This window comes from Thermohalobaculum xanthum (genome assembly GCF_016623495.1).
Taxonomy (GTDB): domain Bacteria; phylum Pseudomonadota; class Alphaproteobacteria; order Rhodobacterales; family Rhodobacteraceae; genus Thermohalobaculum; species Thermohalobaculum xanthum.
Genome location: NZ_JAEHHL010000004.1, coordinates 138317 through 154418 on the forward strand (window position 1 = coordinate 138317; position 16102 = coordinate 154418).

14 protein-coding genes are annotated in these 16102 nt (G+C 71.1%); 6 read left to right on the forward strand and 8 right to left on the reverse strand.

Annotated elements, in window-relative coordinates:
* Positions 1 to 21 precede the first annotated feature (21 nt).
* From H0I76_RS08315 to H0I76_RS08325, 3 genes are read right to left on the reverse strand one after another with little or no spacing between them, the layout of a single operon-like run.
* Entirely contained in the window at positions 22 to 1227 is a 1206-nt protein-coding gene (locus H0I76_RS08315; RefSeq protein ID WP_200609211.1) for an aminomethyltransferase family protein, read from the reverse strand.
* Positions 1224 to 2783, reverse strand: a complete 1560-nt coding sequence (locus H0I76_RS08320; protein ID WP_200609213.1) for a phytoene desaturase family protein — start codon at positions 2781 to 2783, stop codon at positions 1224 to 1226. The genes H0I76_RS08315 and H0I76_RS08320 overlap by 4 nt, the downstream gene beginning before the upstream one ends.
* A gap of 12 nt (positions 2784 to 2795) precedes the next feature.
* Positions 2796 to 4439 carry a phytoene desaturase family protein gene (locus tag H0I76_RS08325; RefSeq protein WP_200609215.1) on the reverse strand — a complete coding sequence of 548 codons (1644 nt, stop codon included), beginning with the start codon at positions 4437 to 4439 and terminating at the stop codon, positions 2796 to 2798.
* A 246-nt stretch (positions 4440 to 4685) separates the two neighbouring features.
* On the opposite strand from H0I76_RS08325, the gene H0I76_RS08330 reads away from it, so the two are divergent.
* The 6 genes from H0I76_RS08330 (at position 4686) to H0I76_RS08355 (ending at position 10859) form a co-directional block, all read left to right on the forward strand.
* The gene (locus H0I76_RS08330; protein WP_200609217.1) at positions 4686 to 5294 is read left to right on the forward strand and encodes a TetR family transcriptional regulator C-terminal domain-containing protein; all 609 of its coding nucleotides are present in this window, start codon (positions 4686 to 4688) and stop codon (positions 5292 to 5294) included.
* On the forward strand, positions 5291 to 6073 hold the full coding sequence (locus tag H0I76_RS08335) for a methyltransferase domain-containing protein (protein WP_200609220.1): 783 nt from the start codon (positions 5291 to 5293) through the stop codon (positions 6071 to 6073). The genes H0I76_RS08330 and H0I76_RS08335 overlap by 4 nt, the downstream gene beginning before the upstream one ends.
* Before the next feature lie 151 nt (positions 6074 to 6224).
* Complete coding sequence (locus H0I76_RS08340) at positions 6225 to 7700, forward strand: DegQ family serine endoprotease (RefSeq protein ID WP_234455206.1); 1476 nt, start codon at positions 6225 to 6227, stop codon at positions 7698 to 7700.
* Between the two features lie 112 nt (positions 7701 to 7812).
* Positions 7813 to 8502, forward strand: a complete 690-nt coding sequence (locus H0I76_RS08345; protein ID WP_200609224.1) for a response regulator transcription factor — start codon at positions 7813 to 7815, stop codon at positions 8500 to 8502.
* Positions 8503 to 8506: 4 nt separating this feature from the next.
* Complete coding sequence (locus tag H0I76_RS08350; protein ID WP_200609226.1) at positions 8507 to 9952, forward strand: sensor histidine kinase; 1446 nt, start codon at positions 8507 to 8509, stop codon at positions 9950 to 9952.
* A 10-nt stretch (positions 9953 to 9962) separates the two neighbouring features.
* On the forward strand, positions 9963 to 10859 hold the full coding sequence (locus H0I76_RS08355) for a helix-turn-helix transcriptional regulator (RefSeq protein WP_200609228.1): 897 nt from the start codon (positions 9963 to 9965) through the stop codon (positions 10857 to 10859).
* Between the two features lie 149 nt (positions 10860 to 11008).
* Here H0I76_RS08355 and H0I76_RS08360 read toward each other — a convergent pair whose 3' ends face one another.
* From H0I76_RS08360 to H0I76_RS08380, 5 genes are all read right to left on the reverse strand, one after another.
* Complete coding sequence (locus H0I76_RS08360; protein ID WP_200609230.1) at positions 11009 to 11857, reverse strand: extracellular solute-binding protein; 849 nt, start codon at positions 11855 to 11857, stop codon at positions 11009 to 11011.
* A 31-nt stretch (positions 11858 to 11888) separates the two neighbouring features.
* On the reverse strand, positions 11889 to 12647 hold the full coding sequence (locus tag H0I76_RS08365) for an ATP-binding cassette domain-containing protein (RefSeq protein ID WP_200609232.1): 759 nt from the start codon (positions 12645 to 12647) through the stop codon (positions 11889 to 11891).
* A complete protein-coding gene (locus H0I76_RS08370; protein ID WP_200609234.1) occupies positions 12640 to 13347 on the reverse strand; it encodes an ABC transporter permease in 708 nt (235 codons plus the stop codon). Before H0I76_RS08370 ends, H0I76_RS08365 begins: the two co-directional genes overlap by 8 nt.
* Before the next feature lie 155 nt (positions 13348 to 13502).
* The gene (locus H0I76_RS08375) at positions 13503 to 15164 is read right to left on the reverse strand and encodes an ABC transporter ATP-binding protein (protein ID WP_200609236.1); all 1662 of its coding nucleotides are present in this window, start codon (positions 15162 to 15164) and stop codon (positions 13503 to 13505) included.
* Positions 15165 to 15168: 4 nt separating this feature from the next.
* Positions 15169 to 16101, reverse strand: coding sequence for an ABC transporter permease (locus H0I76_RS08380; RefSeq protein WP_200609238.1), 933 nt, complete (start codon positions 16099 to 16101; stop codon positions 15169 to 15171).
* Position 16102 lies beyond the last annotated feature (1 nt).

Sequence of the window (16102 nt, forward strand, 5' to 3'; positions counted from 1 at the left end):
TTTCGACTCGCGAAAGCTCCTTCAGAAGCGGCCGGGCGGGGTTGCCCGGGCGCGGGGTGGGCGGAAGACGCCGCGGTCGATGACGGTGGCGCTGGCCATCGTCCGCTCCCAGCGGCCTTCCTTGAGGGTGTAGATCTCGGCGCGGAGCCCGGCGCTGCGCGCGGCGCGCGCATCAAGCTCGGCGAATGCAATGTTGCGCTTGGCGGTCGGCGCCCAGACGGCCGAGGTCGCATGCCCGGCCTCGCGCCGCCCGCGGTGATAGACCAGCGCGCCCGATGCGTCCTTGGTGCCCTCGATGTCGAGCATCACCAGTTGGCGCCGCGGCGTCCTGGCCGCCTCGCGCAACAGGGCGCGCCGGCCGTTGAAATGCGGCTTTCCGGGATCGACCAGGTGGCCGAGGCCCAGCTCGAACGGCGTGCGGCCGCGGCTCGGCCTCAACGCGCGGTGAATCGGCTGGAACTCGGCCCCGGCCATGATGAAGCCCGCCTCGATGCGGGCGATGTCGAGCGCGGCGAAGCCGATGGCGCGCAGTCCCAGATCCGCGCCCGCGACCCACAGCCGGTCCCACAACGCCAGCGCGCCCTCGGGCCGCAGCCACAGCTCGTAGCCGAGATCGCCGCTGAACCCGGTGCGCGAGATCACGAGCCCCGGTTCGGGCTCGGCGATGCCGAAGGGGCGCAGGTCGGGCAGGGCCAGCCCCGCGGCCTCGAGCACCGCGTGGCTCGTCGGGCCCTGGAGGGCGAGGCCCGCCACGTCCCCGGTCTCGTCCGCGATGGCGACATCGAAGCCCCAGGCGATGTCGTGCAGCCACGCGAACTGGCGCTCCTGGCAGCACAGCCGGAAGTCCTGCGGACCGAGGCGGAACAGGGTTCCGTCGTCGATCACCATGCCGTCCTCGTCGCACCACAGGACATAGGCGACCCGTCCGGGCGCCAGCCGCGCGACGTCGCGCGTCACCAGGCGGTTCACGACGCGCTCGGCATCGGGGCCGGTGACGCGGTACTTGTGCATCGGCGAGACGTCGAACAGCGTCGCCTGGTTGCGGATGGCGAAGTACTCGGTCTCGACCGCGCCCAGTGCGCGTGGGCTCAGGCAGCCCGACCAGTCCATCCAGTCCTCGGCCGTCGAGAGCGCGCGCAGCCGCGGCTCGAACGGCGTGTCGGCCAGCCCCTCGCGGCTTGGCACGCGCGGGCGGGGGGATACGGTCTCGCGCGCGATGCGGTTCATCGCGTCACCCCCTGTCCCAGGTCGGCGGCCGCCGCCAGCGCCGCGTTGCGCCCCGGCAGGCCGGTGATGTCGCCGCCCGGATGCGCGCCCGCGCCGCAGAACCACAGGCCCGGAAGGCTCGACGCATAGCGCGCCATGCCGTTGACCGGCCGCAGTGTCAGCATCTGGTCGGCGGCAAGCTCGGCGTGGTGCCAGTGGCCGCCCGGCGCGCCCGTCATGGTCTCGATGTCGCGCGGGGTCGCCAGCCGGCTCTCGGTTACCAGCCCGGGCAGGCCGGGCATGTGGGTGCCGAGGGCGCCGATCACCGCGGCCGCGAGCGCCTCCCGCGCCGCCTCGGTCCAGCCGCACTCGGGCGCATAGGGGACGTGCTGCACCAGGGCCGAGAGATGTGCGGGCCCCTCGGCGCCGCCATCGCCGGGCTCGATCAGCACCTCGGCGACCGGCGAGGCCGGGATCGCGCCGTATTTCACCGGCCGGCAGGCCGCCTCGATCGCCGCGACCGAGGGCGCGAGCAGGAGCCGCGCGCCGGCAAGCCGCCCGTCCAGCCCCTCGATCCGTGGCATTTCGGCGAGCCGCAGGTCGAGCCGCGCCGTCGTCCCCTCGCAGCGCAGGCCGCGGATCCGCCGGCAGGCCTCGGCGTCGAAATGCGCGGGCCCCGCCAGCCGCAGCGTCGGCATCGCGCCGAGCGAGGACAGCACCATCTCGGCCGCGATCACCTCGCCCGAGCCGAGCCGCAGGCCGCGGACCCGGTCGCCCTCGACCTCGATGCCGGCCGCCGTCGCGTCGTATCTGATGGTCACGCCCCGGGCCTCGGCCGCGCCGGCGATCCGCCGAGCAAGGGCCGCCATCCCGCCCGCGGGCCGCCGCCTGCCGCCACCGGCATGGCGCCACAGCAGCGCGAGCACCGTGCCCGGCGCGCCGGGCGCGGCCCTGCCGCCGAGGATCGCGTCGAAGACGAGGCTCGCGGCCAGCGGCCCGTCCGGCAGCTCGTCGCGCACGAGGTCGGCCGCGTTCGACAGCAGCACGCGCAGGAACTCGCGCCGCGCGTCGCGCGGCAGGCGCCGCAGCCCCAGCCCGGTGCGGGCAAGCTGCGCAAGATCGGAAAGCCCGGCGCGGTTCAGCATGCCGCTGCCCAGCCGCGGCGGCGCGGCGGTCGCCAGGGGGGCCAGAACCGCGGCGAAGCGCGCGAGCCGCGCGCGCAAGGCGCGGTAGGCGGCGGCATCGGGATGCGGCGTGCCATCGGCGAAGGATATCGCCTCGCCCTCGATGACCACGTGGCGCCCGTCGGCCGCGAGCAGCACGGTCGCGACCTCGGCGCCGAGGCCCAGATCCGCCGCGCCGAGCCCCAGCTCGGCAAGGGCGGCGGGGTGCAGGTTCCAGACAAAATGCCCCAGCTCGCCCTGTCCCGCGCCGGTCATCATTCCGCCCGGGCCGCGGCCCCGCTCGACCACCGTGACATCGACGCCGCGCGCCGCCAGCGTCGCGGCCGCGGCCAGCCCGTTCACGCCTGCGCCGATGACGACGGCGCGCGGGCGGCGGTTATGGTCGAATGCCATGCTCCCCCTCCCTCACGCCGCCCGGAAGGCACGCTCGGTGCGGTCGAGGCGCCGCGCGTCGCGCAGGATCTCGCGCGCCGCGTTAGCGCCGGGGGCCGCCATCACGCCGCCGCCCGGATGGGCGGACGAGCCGACGAGGTAGAGCCCTTTCACCGGCGTGCGGTAATCGGCATAGCCCGGGACGGGGCGGTTGAAGAGCAACTGGTCGAAGGTCAGCTCGCCCTGGAAGATGTTGCCCTCGGTCAGCCCGACCTCGCGCTCGAGGTCGACCGGCGTGCGCACCTCGGCATGCAGGACCAGGTCCCGGAAGCCGGGGCTCACCCGCTCGATCCGGTCGAGCACGGCGTCGGCGAAGGCGGTCCTGGCGGCCTCGTCCCAATGTGCCGGGTCGCGCCGGCCGTCGCGCTCGGGATCGTAGGGCGCGTACTGGACGAACACCGTCATCATGTGCTTGCCGGGCGGCGCCATGGTCGGGTCGATCCGGCTCGGGATCAGCATGTCGACATAGGGCTCGGCCGACCAGCGCCCGACGCTCCAGTCGTCATAGGCACGCTCGAGCTCGGCCAGGCTCTCCGAGACGTGCAGGTCGCCCGACAGGAAGGACGCGTCCTCGGGCGCGGCGGGGAAGCGGGGCATGGCGTCGAGCGCGATGTTGATCTTGCCGCTCGATCCCCGGATCTTGAAGCGGCGCACCGCCTTGAGGAAATCGTCCGGCAGGTGCTGCGCCTCGACATGGCCGAGGAAGGTGCGCTTCACGTCCATCCCCGAGGCGACGACCGGGGCGCGGTAGGTGTCGCCGTTCGCCAGCGCCACCCCGGTGACGCGGCCGTTCTCGACGAGGATGCGCTCGACGCCCGAGCAGGTGACGACCTCGCCCCCCGCCGCCCGGAACGCCCGCGCCAGCGCCCCCGAGACCGCGCCCATGCCGCCGCGGGCGAAGCCCCAGGCGCCGACCGCGCCGTCGACGTCGCCCATGTAGTGGTGGAGCAGGACATAGGCGGTGCCGGGCGAATAGACGCCAAGCCCCGTGCCGATGATGCCGCTGCCCGCCAGGTGCGCCTTGATCAGCGGGTTCTCGATGAAGCCGTCGAGATAGTCGCCGACCGAGGCGGTCCAGAAGCGCATCGCCTCGCCCGTCTCGCGCGGGCCGAGGTCGTGGAAACGGCGCAGCAGGTAGACGAGTTCGGCGACATCGCGCGGGCGCGGCGCGACCGGATCGGGCGGCGTGCGCAGCAGCAGGGGCCGGATGAACCTGCACTGGCGCATGACGGCGATCGAGAAGCGCTCGTAGCCCTCGACGTCGCGCGGCGACAGGCGGGCGATCTCGCGCTCCAGAGCGCGGTGGTCCGAGTGATAGGCGAAATAGTCGCCATCGCGGGTGAATGTGGCGCCCCCGGTATAGGGAATGACCTGAAGACCGTGCTGCGGCAGGTCGAGGTCGCGCACCACCTCGGGCCGCAGCAGCGAGCAGACATAGGAGCAGTTCGAGTAGGTCCAGCCCGCGTGCAGCTCGCGGCTGACCGCCGCGCCGCCCAGCCAGTCGTTCTTCTCGACCACCAGAACCCGCATGCCCGCGCGCGCCATGTAGCAGGCCGCGGTCAGGCCGTTATGGCCCCCGCCCGCCACGATCGCATCGAAGTGGTCCGATCTGCTCATCACGCATCCTGCTGTCCCGGGCCGAGTGTATCCCGGGGCTCATCGCCTCGCCAATAATTATTTTGAGCGCTCAAATAAATTTCTGCTTGCCTCGCGCAGCAGATTCCCCTTGCATGGCCAGAAGGCTGTGATTGAGTGAGGCGCATTGTGCCCGGAGGGTCGAAGAGAATGCCGTCAGAAGGCGACGCAGGCACCGGACGACCTAGGAAGCCGCGGGCCGAGAACGCCGCGCGGCGCAGATTGCAGATGATCGAGGCGACCCTTCGCTCGGTCGCGCGCAACGGTCTTGCCGCGACGACGCTGGCGACCGTCTCGAAGGAAGCCGGCCTCAGCCAGGGGGTCGCCGTCTTCTACTTCGAGACCAAGGAGCGCCTGCTGGCCGCGGCCTTCCGCCACCACTACGAGATCTATCGCCGCAACTGGCACACGGCCCACGAGGCCGCCGGGCCCGATCCGGTCGACCGCCTCTGCGCCATCGTGCTGGCCGATTTCGACCCGGTCGTCTTCAATCCCGAGGCCACGGCCGTTTGGCACGCGTTCTGGGGGCAGGCCACCGCCCGGCCGCTCTATGCCGAGATCTCCGACGAGTATGACGGCGAGCGCGCGCGCGCGCTCGAGACGATCGCGGCCGAGCTGATCGCCGGACGGCCCGCGCCGATCGACGCCGCCGGACTTGCCGTGATCATCGACGCGGTCACCGACGGATTGTGGCTGCGCAACTATCTCGCGCCCGGCTGGCCCGACCCGGCCGAGGCGATCCGCCACGCGGCCGACGCGATCGGCGCGCTCTTCCCGGACAAGGCCGACAGGATCTTCGCCGGGATCAACCAGCCCAGCATGGAGCAACGGGCATGAGCCACGAAGGCGACCTCTACGACGACAGGCATATCGCGTTCCTCGAGCGCCTCTGGGGCGAGGGGTATCTCTCGCCCGGCGGGCGCGACGAGATCGCGCGCACGCTGGCGGGCCTCGACCTTTCGGGCAAGACGGTCGTCGACATCGGCTGCGGCGCCGGCGGCGTGACGGTCGAACTCGCGCGCAGCTTCGGCGCGGGCCGGGTGATCGGCCTCGACGTCGAGGAGCCGGTCTGCGCCGCGGCGCGGCGCCGGGTCGCGAAGGCCGGCCTCGCCGACCGCGTCGAGATCCGCAAGGTCGAGCCCGGGCCGCTGCCGCTGCCCGATGCCTCGGTCGATATGGTCTTCTCCAAGGACTCGATCGTCCACATCCACGACAAGGACTTCCTGGCGCGCGAGGCGTTCCGCGTGCTCAGGCCCGGCGGGTGGTTCGCCGCCTCGGACTGGCTGATCAGCCATGACGGCGAGCCCACGCCCGCGATGAAGACCTACCTTGCCGCCGAGGATCTCGACTTCGGCATGGCCTCGCCCGACCGCTACCGGAAGGCGCTTGCCGGCGCGGGCTTCGTCGATGTCGAGATGGAGAACCGCAACCCCTTCTTCCGCGTCGCGATGCGCGAGGACCTCGCGCGGCTCGAAGGCCCCGAGCGGGCCGAGTTCGACAAGCTGCTCTCGCCGCCCGAGATCGACCGCCAGATCCGGACCTGGAAGACCATGATCCCCGTTCTCGACAGCGGCGAACACTGCCCGCACCTGTTCCGGGCGCGCAAGCCGGGCTGACCCCGGCGCCCCGGCGGCGGTGCAGCGCCGCCGCCGGACCGCGCGGATGAAAGATTTTTCATCTTCGGGAAAGGCCTGCTCCATCGGCATCCCTCATCTCTGTCCGGCAAGCCCGTATGTCGCGGGCTGTCTGCAAAGACGGAGAATGCCAATGTCCCTGATACCATCTCGCCTGGAGGTCCGGCGCGCGGCGCCCGCGGCGCTCGGCATGCTCGCTGCGGCCGCGATCGTCTGGAGCCCCGTCGCCCAGGCCGGGACCGCGCCGGGCGCCATCGCCGACCTGGTCGAACAGGTCAATCCGGCTGTGGTCACCGTGCTCGCCACGCCCGAGAAGACCGCCGAGGCAGCCGATCGCATGAGCAGCCCGCGTGGCCCGGCCTCGCCCTTCGAGGAATTCTTCCGCCAGTTCGGCGCCCCTCGCGGCATGCCGTTCCCCGGCGCCCCGGATGAAGCTCCCGACAACGCCCCGCGTGGCCATGGCGGCGTGTCGCTCGGCTCGGGCTTCGTGATCGGGGCCGACGGCTACATCGTGACCAACAACCACGTCGTCGAGGAGTCGGGCAAGGTCACCGTCCGCTTCGCCGACGATCGCGAATTCGAGGCCGAGGTCGTGGGCACCGACCCGCAGACCGACCTCGCGCTGCTCAGGATCGATGGCGAGGACCTGCCGTCTCTGGCGCTGGGCGACAGCGACGAGATCCGCGTGGGCGAGGACGTCATCGCCGTCGGCAACCCCTTCGGGCTCGGTGGCACCGTGACCCGCGGCATCGTCTCGGCGGTCTCGCGCGACATTCAGGCGGGCCCCTATCTCGACTTCATCCAGACCGATGCCGCAATCAACCGGGGCAACTCGGGCGGGCCGCTGCTCAACCTCGAGGGCGAGGTGATCGGCGTCAACTCGGCGATCTATTCCCCAAATGGCGGCTCGGTCGGGGTCGGGTTCGCGATCCCCTCGAACCTGGTGAAGACGGTCGTTGCGCAGCTGCGCGAGGAGGGCTCGGTCCAGCGCGGCTGGCTTGGCGTCTCGATCCAGCCGGTGACGCCCGCGATCGCCCAGGCCGTCGGGCTCGAGGGCGACGACGGCGCGATCGTGGCCAGCGTCGTCGAGGGCAGCCCCGCCGAGGGCAAGCTCGAGAGCGGCGACGTGATCCTCAGCTTCGACGGCAAGCCGATCTCGACCATGCGCGATCTTCCCAAGCTGGTCGCGGCGGCACGCCCAGGCGCGAATGCCGAGCTGAAGGTGATGCGCGACGGGCAGGAGCGCGAAGTGACGCTCGAGCTCGGCCGGCTCGATGCCGACCGCCTCGCGATGGCGCAGGGCGGCGACCAGGACGCGGAATCGGCCGAGCGCCTCGGCGCGACGCTGTCCCCGCTCACGCCCGAGCTGCGCGACGAGCTGGGCGTCTCGCCCGATGTCGACGGTGTCGTCGTGACCTCGCTCGACGCCGATGGCCGGGCGGCCGAGGCCGGCCTCCGCGTCGGTGACGTCATCGTCTCGATCGGCGGCAAGGCCGTGACCGCCCCCGCACAGGTCGCGCGCGCCATCGAGGACGCGACCGCCGACGCGGTCCTGCTCAAGGTCACGCGCGGCTCGGCGCAGCTCTTCGTTGGTGTCCCCCTAGCCTGATCGGGGTCGACGCCGACGGTTGCGGGTCGGGCATTTCGCCCGGCCCGCTTCCTTCATAGACTAGAGAGCCGGGCGGGCCGCGGCGATCCGTCCCACGCATCGGAGGAATGCAATGGCGCGCCGGATCCTTCTGGTCGAGGACGATACCGAGACCCGCGACTACATCGCCCGCGGCCTGACCCAGGCCGGCTACACGGTCGAGGCGACGGGGTCGGGCCGCGAGGGGCTCTACCTCGCGACAGGCGGCGAGTTCGACGCGCTGGTGCTCGACCGGATGCTGCCCGATCTCGACGGCCTCGCATTGCTCAAGTCCGCCCGCGCCGCCGGCGTCGGCCAGCCCGCCATCCTGCTCACGGCGATGAGCGCGATCGACGAGCGGGTGCGCGGCCTGCGCGCCGGGGCCGACGACTACCTGGTGAAGCCGTTCTCCTTCGCCGAGCTCGAGGCCCGGCTCGAGGCCGTGATGCGCCGGCCGCCCGAGCCCCGCGACGCGCCCGAGACCGTGCTGACTTGCGGCGATCTCACGCTCGACCTGATCGCCCGCCGGGCGGAACGCGACGGCCGGCAGATCGACCTGCAGCCGCGCGAGTTCCAGATGCTCGAGTTCCTGATGCGCCGCCAGGGCCGCGTCGTCACCCGAACCATGCTGCTCGAGGGTATCTGGGACTATCACTTCGACCCAAAGACCAATGTCATCGATGTGCATGTCAGCCGGCTGCGCCGGAAGGTCGACGCCGAGGGCGAGACGCCGCTGATCCACACCGTGCGCGGCGCGGGCTACATGATGTCGGCCGGGAACTGAGGCGGTGCTGCGCAACGCCACGACGCGGCTGGTCGGCGCACATCTGCTGCTGGTCGCGGTGGCGACCGGTCTCGTGCTCGGCTTCGTCTACTGGCGCGCGGGCGGCGTGATCGATGCCGAGCAGCGCGCCGTCGTCGAGGCCGAACTGCGCGGCATGGCGGACGACTACCAGCGCGGCGGCCTGATCGGGCTCGCGGCGGCGGTCGAGCGCAGGCTCGACCGGACCGGCGCCCGCGACGAGGTCTACCTGCTGGCCGACGTGCGCGGCACGCGCATCGCGGGCAATCTTGGTGCCTGGCCGCCGGGTGTCGTGCCCGGCAGCGGCTGGGTGACGCTCGAGCTCTACCGGCTCGACGCCAAGCAGCCGACCACGATCTCGGCCGTGTCGGTCCGGCTCAGGGGCGGCGAGCGCCTGCTCGTCGGCCGCGACGTCGCCGCGCGCGCGGCGTTCGATGCGACCTTGCTGCGGGCGCTCGGCTGGGGCCTCGCCGCGATGGCGCTGATGGCGCTGGGCACGGGCTGGCTGCTGTCGCGCCTGATCCTGCGGCGGATCGACGGCATCGCGGCAACGGCGCAGGCGATCGTCGGCGGCGCGCTCGACCGGCGCATCGAGACCACGGGAACGGGCAACGAGTTCGACCGGCTCGCGGATACCCTCAACGCCATGCTCGACCGCAACTCGGCCCTGGTCGGCGACCTGCGGATGGTCACCGACAGCCTCGCCCATGACCTGCGCAGCCCGCTCGGGCGGCTCTCGCGCCATCTCGAGGCCGCACTCGACCAGGATCTCCCGGCCGAGGCCCGCAAGGACCTGATCGAGCGCGCGCGGTCCGAGGCCGACGGCGTCCTCAAGATGGCGAGCGCGCTGCTCGACATCTCGCGCATCGAGGCGGGGCTGGCGGCCGAGCAGTTCGAGACGCTCGACCTCGGCGACCTCGCCAATGACGTGGCCGACCTCTACAGCGCCGCCGCCGCCGACCGCGGGGTCGTGCTTCAGGTGTTTTCGGACGACGGCTTCGAGGTCTCGGCCCATCCTCAGCTGCTGGCCCAGGCACTGGCCAATCTTCTGGACAACGCCGTCCGCTATGCCCCCGCGGGTACCGCCGTGCGCGTCGCGCTGACCACGGGCTCCGACAGCGTCAGCCTTTGCGTCGCCGATCGCGGACCCGGCATCCCCGAGGCCGAGCGCGAGCGCGTGCGCCAGCGCTTTGCCCGGCTCGATCCCAGCCGCGGCACCGATGGGGCCGGGCTTGGCCTCGCGCTGGTCGACGCGGTCGCGCGGCTGCATGGCGCGCAGCTGACGCTCGAGGACAACGCGCCGGGACTGAAGGCGTCGCTGGTTTTCCCGCGTGGCCCCGCGCGGCGCCGGCCTGGTCCCGGGCCGGAGGCCGACCGTCATGGTGCCGCAGCACCGCGCGAGCCACTGGCGCGACCCGGCATGGAGGGATAAAATTCCATGCATGACAGTTGCGACGCTCAACCCCGCCTACCTGACGACGCGCGAGCTCGCCGACCTGCTCCGGATCAAGGAGCGCAAGGTCTACGACCTCGCGGCGAATGGCGACGTCCCTTGCGTCCGCGTGGTCGGTAAGCTCCTGTTCCCGCGATCCGAGGTCGAGGCCTGGATCGCCGCCTCGCGCTCGGGGCCGGGTGCCGCGGCAGCCGCGCCGCCGCCGATCATCGTCGGCAGCCACGACCCGCTTCTCGACTGGGCGCTGCGCGAGTCGGGCAGCGGGCTCGCCGCCTTCCTCGATGGCAGTCTCGACGGGCTCGAGCGCTTCGCCAGGCGCGAGGCGATGGCCTGTGGCCTGCACCTGCACGAGGCCGACGGGGCGTGGAACGTCAATACTCTGGCCGCCCGGATGCCGGGCGAGCCGGTCGTCCTTGTCGAGTTCGCCCGGCGGCGGCGCGGGCTGATCGTGGCGCCGGGGAACCCGCTCGGGATCGGCGGGATCGAGGATCTCGCCGGCCGCCGGGTCGCCCGCCGGCAGGCCGAGGCCGCGAGCCAGCGCCTCTTCGAGGAACGCGCAAGCGCGGCCGGGCTTGACCTCGAGGCCCTTGCCGGGCCGCTCACGCCGGCGCGAACCGAGGCCGATCTCGCGCAGGTCGTGCGCGAAGGCAAGGCCGACGCGGCATTCGGCATCGCGGCGGCGGCGCGGCAGCTCGGCCTCGATTTCGTGCCGATGATCGACGAGCGCTTCGATCTCGCGGTCTGGCGGCGCAGCTGGTTCGAGCCCTCCTTCCAGCGCTTCCTGCGCTTCCTGTCGACCGACGAGTTCCGCAACCGTGCGGCCGAAAGCGGTGGCTATGCGATCGCGGCGCTCGGTGCCGTGCACTACAACGCCGCTGTGGGCTGAGCGCTAGCGCGGCGCCCGGTCGCGCCCGTCACGTCGCGCGCCCAGAATCCACCGATTATCTGGATAATCATTTATTATCAAAAAGATGGCCGCGCTTTCACGCGTGAAAGCGCGGCCCATTTCACGTCCGGCGCCGACCCGGCCCCGGCTCAGCTCTGCCCGGCGGGCTTCGGCGCGGCGTTCGGGAAGAAGAGCTGCTGGCCCTCGATCTTGAATTCGGCGATGGCCTTCTGACCCTCGGGTCCGGTCAGCCAGTCGATGAAGGCCTGCCCGTCCGCCGCCTTCACCGCCGCGTGCTTCTCGGGGTTCACCAGGATGACGCCGTACTGGTTGAACAACCTGGGGTCGCCCTCGACGACGACGCCGAAATCGCCCTTGTTGCCGAAGCTGATCCAGGTGGCGCGATCGGTCAGCACATAGGCCCCCATGCCGACGCCGGCATTGAGGGTGGCGCCCATGCCCGACCCGGTCTCGCGGTACCACCCGCCCGAGGCCGCCGCGACATCGACGCCCGCATCCTTCCAAAGGCGCAGCTCGGCCTTGTGGGTGCCCGAGTCGTCGCCGCGCGAGGCGAAGGGCGCACCTGCCTCCGCGATCCGGGCCATGGCGCCGACGACGTCGCTGCTGCCGGCGACGCCCGCGGGGTCGGCGGCGGGGCCGACCACGACGAAGTCGTTATACATCACGTCGAAGCGCTCGACGCCCCAGCCCTCGGCCACGAATTTCTCCTCGGCCGGCTTGGCATGGACCAGCAGCACGTCGCCATCGCCATTGGTGGCGTTCTTGATGGCCTGGCCGGTGCCGACGGCGACCACGCGCACCTCGATTCCCGTCTTCTCGGTAAAGGCCGGCAGGATCGCGTCGAGCAGGCCGGAATTCGCGGTCGAGGTCGTCGACTGCACGATGATGAACCGGTCGTCGGCCTCGGCCTGCGGGGCGGCAAGCCAGAGCCCGGCCGCGAGGGCAAGGGCGGCCCCGATGAAGCTGCGTCTGCGCATGTTCTCTCCGATCGCTGCGATTGAATCCGGGTCAGAGCACCAGCTCGCCGGCAATGAAGGCCCGCGCCTCGCGCGAGCCAGGGTCCTGGAAGAAGGCGGTGGCGTCCGAATGCTCGACCACGCGGCCGCGATGGAGGAACACCACCTCGTCGCCAAGCCGCCGGGCCTGGCCGATGTCATGCGTGACCATGATGATCTTGGTCCCGTTGCGCGCGGCCTCGGACACCAGCCGCTCGATCGCGGCGGTCGCGGCGGGGTCGAGGCTGGCCGTCGGCTCGTCGAGGAACAGCACCGCCGGCTCGACCGCGAGCGCGCGCACCAGCGCGAGGCGCTGCTGCTCGCCGCCCGAGAGGGTGCGCGCAGGCTGGCGCGCCATCCCGGCAAGCCCGCCGTGTTCGAGCGCCTGGGCGACGCGCGCGGCGCGCTCGGCACGCGGCTCCCCATGGGCTTTAAGCGCGTAGTCGATATTCGCCGCGACCGACCGGCGCAGCAGCACCGGCCGCTGGAACACCATCGCCTGCAGCTTGCGGGTCGCCGCGTCGGCCGGCCGGCCGGCCCAGGCGAGCCGCCCGGCATCGGGCGCGATCAGCCCGTGCAGGAGGCGCAGCAGCAGGCTTTTCCCGGCCCCGTTGGGGCCAAGCACGATCGTCGTGCCGCCCGCCGCGATCCTCAGCCGCTCGATGTCGATCAGCCGGCGCCCGCCGGCCTGGAACACCAGCCCCTCGGCCAGCAGCGGCAGGATGCCGGGCAATGCCGGTGCGCCGCCCGCATATATCTGCCCGTCACGCATGGACCACCTGTCGCGCACCGCCGCGCAGCATTCCGACGGCCGCGTTCACGCAGATCGCGATCGTCACGAGGATGATGCCGAGCGCCAGGGCAAGGGCGAGATTGCCCTTCGATGTCTCGAGCGCGATCGTCGTGGTCATCACCCGGGTGACATGGTTGATGTTGCCGCCGACGATGATCACCGCTCCCACCTCGGCGATCGCGCGCCCGAAGCCGGCGAGCAGGGCGGTCATCAGGCTGAAGCGCCCGTCCCACAGCAGGGTCGGCACCGATGCCGCGCGGGACACCCCGAGCGAGCGCAGTTGCTCGGCATACTCGCCATTGAGGTCCTCGACGACCTGGCGGCTCAGCGCCGCGATGATCGGCGTGACCAGCACGACCTGCGCGATGATCATCGCGGTGGGCGTGTAGAGCAGCTGAAGCACGCCCAGTGGCCCGGCATTCGACAGCAGGAGGTAGACGCAAAGGCCGACGACGACGGGAGGCAGGCCCATCAGCGCGTTCACCAGAACGATCGCCGCCTCGCGCCCCGCGAACCGTCCGACCGCAAGCGCCGCGCCAAGCGGCATCCCGATCAGGGCCGCGATGAAGACGGCGGTCAGGCTCACCCTGAGCGAGAGCAGGACAATCGTCAGGAGCTCGGCATCCCCGGAGAGGATCAGCCGAAAGGCAAGGCTGAATGGATCTGCGAAATTCTGCATTTTATCCCAATTTCTGGCCGCAGCCGGAAACAGAGACAAAAATGGACCAGTTGAACCGCCGTGTCCAGTGCGGATCTCGGCACGGCCCCGTCATCCCGGCGCGGGGGCGCCGGGTTACGGGGCAGGACCCGGATCGTTCGGGGTCTGGCGAGGCCCTAGTGTCCTGCGGGTGTCATCCGGCCACCGGCACGGCCGGCCGCGCGCTCGGCCAGCAGGTCGGTGAGCCAGTCGGGATCCATCTCGGGCACCGATGAGAGGAGCAGCTCGGTATAGGGGTGATGGGGCGGAGTGAACATCTCGCCCTTCGCGCCCTTCTCGACCACCTTGCCGTCCTTCATCACCACGACCTCGTCGGCGATCGCCCGCACCGTGGCCAGGTCGTGGGTGATGAACATATAGGCGAGGTCGAACTCGGCCTGCAGCCGGTCGAGCAGCTTGAGGATGCCCTCGGCCACCAGCTGGTCGAGCGCCGAGGTGACCTCGTCGCAGATGATGAAGCGCGGCTCGGCCGCCAGCGCCCGGGCGATGCCGATGCGCTGCTTCTGGCCACCCGAGAGCTCGGACGGGAGCCGGTCGATGAAATTGTCGGGCTCGAGCTCGATCAGCCGCAACAACTCGCGGATGCGCTCGGTCAGCGCCTTTCCGCGCAGCCCCAGATAGAACTCGACCGGCCGGCCGATGATCTCGCGGATGCGGTGCTTGGGATTCAGCGCGGTGTCGGCCATCTGGTAGATCATCTGGGCCTGGCGCAGCTGATCCTTGTTGCGCTGGCGGTAGTCGGCGGGCAGGGCCTGGCCTTCGAACAGCACCTCGCCGGCAAGCGGCGGCAGGAGACCGGTGATCACCCGCGCGGTCGTCGACTTGCCCGAGCCGGATTCGCCCACGACGGCCACCGTCCGCCGTCGATGGATGTCGAAGGTCACCTCGTGCAGAACCGGGACCTTGCCATAGGCCGCCGTGACGCCGCGCACCGAGACGACCGGTGTCTCCGTCACGGGCGGAAGCGGCTGCTCGGGCCGCGCGTGACTGCGCACGGCCCAGAGAGACTTCGTGTATGCCTCCTGCGGTGCGCTGAGCATCCTGCCGGTCTCGGCTTCCTCGACCTCCTCGCCCTTCAGCAGCACCTTGATGCGGTCCGCCATCTGGGCGACGACCGCGAGATCGTGGGTGATGTAAATCGCCGCCGTGTCGAACTGGTCGACGATGTCGCGGATCGCCGCGAGCACCTCGATCTGCGTGGTCACGTCGAGCGCGGTGGTGGGCTCGTCGAAGATGATCAGGTCCGGTCGGCATGCCATCGCCATCGCCGTCATGGCTCGCTGCAGCTGTCCGCCCGAGACCTGGTGCGGATAGCGGAACCCGATCCCGTCGGGGTCGGGCAGGCGCATCTTGCGATAGAGTTCGACGGCGTCGTGCTCGGCCTCGCTGCGGCCCATGACGCCGTGCTGCACCGGGCCCTCGCAGTACTGGTCGATCAGCCGGTGGGCGGGGTTGAACGATGCTGCCGCGGACTGGGCGACATAGGCGATCCGCTTGCCGCGCAGGTCGCGCCGCGTCGCTTCCGAGGCGTCCAGCAGATCGATGCCGTCGAAGGCGATCGACCCGCCGCTGATGCGGCAGCCGTCGCGCGTGAAGCCCATCGCCGCGAGACCGAGCGTCGACTTGCCGGCGCCCGACTCGCCGATCAGCCCCAGCACCTCGCCGCGGTGGAGGGTGAGATCGACGCCCTTGACGATCTCGGACCAGGTCTCGTCCGAGCGGCCCTCGATGCGGACCCCGCGCATTTCGAGCAGGACGGATTTCTCGTTCTGGGTCATCGGGTCACTCCTTCAGGCCGCTGGCGCGATGAAGCATCCAGTCGACCACGAAATTCACGGCGACGGTCAGAAGCGCGATCGCGCCTGCCGGCAGCAGCGGCGTGATGTCGCCAAAGGTGATGAGGGTCGCGTTGTCGCGCACCATCGAGCCCCAGTCCGCGGTCGGCGGCTGGATGCCGAGGCCCAGGAACGACAGAGCCGAGATCGACAGGAACACGAAGCAGAAGCGCAGGCCGAACTCGGCCACCAGGGGCGCCATCGCGTTCGGCAGGATCTCGCGCGTGATCAGGCGCCAGAGCCCTTCGCCCCTGAGCTTGGCCGCCTCGATGTAGTCCATGACGACGATGCCCTGCGCCACGGCGCGCGCGAGCCGGAACACGCGGGTCGAGTCGATCACGGCGATGACCAGGATCAGGGTCGTGATCGAGGTTCCGAAGATCGTCAGCAACAGCAGCGAGAAGATCAGCGCCGGAATCGCCATCAGGACGTCCACCGCGCGGCTGAGAACCTGGTCGAGCCAGCCGCCGACCGTCGCTGCCAGCAGGCCGAGGACCGACCCGATCAGGAAGGCCAGAGCGGTCGTGGCGATCGCGATGCCCACGGTGTTGCGGGCGCCGTAGATCAGGCGCGAGAACATGTCGCGTCCAAGGTTGTCGGTGCCGAGGATGAACTGGCCATCCAGCCCTTCGCGCGGCAGATACTCGGCCCCGACCACGGCGCGTTCAGGGAAGGGCGCGATCACGTCCGCAAACACCGCGGCAAAGATGTAGAGCAGGATGATCAGCAGCCCGAAGCTGGCGGTCAGCGGCGCGGTGCGCATGGCCTTGGCCATGGTCTGCGGCAGGGCCGCGACCGCCACCGCCCGGAAGCACCAGGCGAGGCCCGCCGAGACGGCGATAACCGCCGCAATCCATGCGATCGCTGTCAGAAAACCCATG

Coding starts and splice junctions, on each gene's coding strand:
- H0I76_RS08315 (WP_200609211.1), bottom strand. CDS start 1,227: ATGAACCGCATCGCGCGCGAGACCGTATCCCCCCGCCCGCGCGTGCCA.
- H0I76_RS08320 (WP_200609213.1), bottom strand. CDS start 2,783: ATGGCATTCGACCATAACCGCCGCCCGCGCGCCGTCGTCATCGGCGCA.
- H0I76_RS08325 (WP_200609215.1), bottom strand. CDS start 4,439: ATGAGCAGATCGGACCACTTCGATGCGATCGTGGCGGGCGGGGGCCAT.
- H0I76_RS08330 (WP_200609217.1), top strand. CDS start 4,686: ATGATCGAGGCGACCCTTCGCTCGGTCGCGCGCAACGGTCTTGCCGCG.
- H0I76_RS08335 (WP_200609220.1), top strand. CDS start 5,291: ATGAGCCACGAAGGCGACCTCTACGACGACAGGCATATCGCGTTCCTC.
- H0I76_RS08340 (WP_234455206.1), top strand. CDS start 6,225: ATGTCCCTGATACCATCTCGCCTGGAGGTCCGGCGCGCGGCGCCCGCG.
- H0I76_RS08345 (WP_200609224.1), top strand. CDS start 7,813: ATGGCGCGCCGGATCCTTCTGGTCGAGGACGATACCGAGACCCGCGAC.
- H0I76_RS08355 (WP_200609228.1), top strand. CDS start 9,963: ATGACAGTTGCGACGCTCAACCCCGCCTACCTGACGACGCGCGAGCTC.
- H0I76_RS08360 (WP_200609230.1), bottom strand. CDS start 11,857: ATGCGCAGACGCAGCTTCATCGGGGCCGCCCTTGCCCTCGCGGCCGGG.
- H0I76_RS08365 (WP_200609232.1), bottom strand. CDS start 12,647: ATGCGTGACGGGCAGATATATGCGGGCGGCGCACCGGCATTGCCCGGC.
- H0I76_RS08370 (WP_200609234.1), bottom strand. CDS start 13,347: ATGCAGAATTTCGCAGATCCATTCAGCCTTGCCTTTCGGCTGATCCTC.
- H0I76_RS08375 (WP_200609236.1), bottom strand. CDS start 15,164: ATGACCCAGAACGAGAAATCCGTCCTGCTCGAAATGCGCGGGGTCCGC.
- H0I76_RS08380 (WP_200609238.1), bottom strand. CDS start 16,101: ATGGGTTTTCTGACAGCGATCGCATGGATTGCGGCGGTTATCGCCGTC.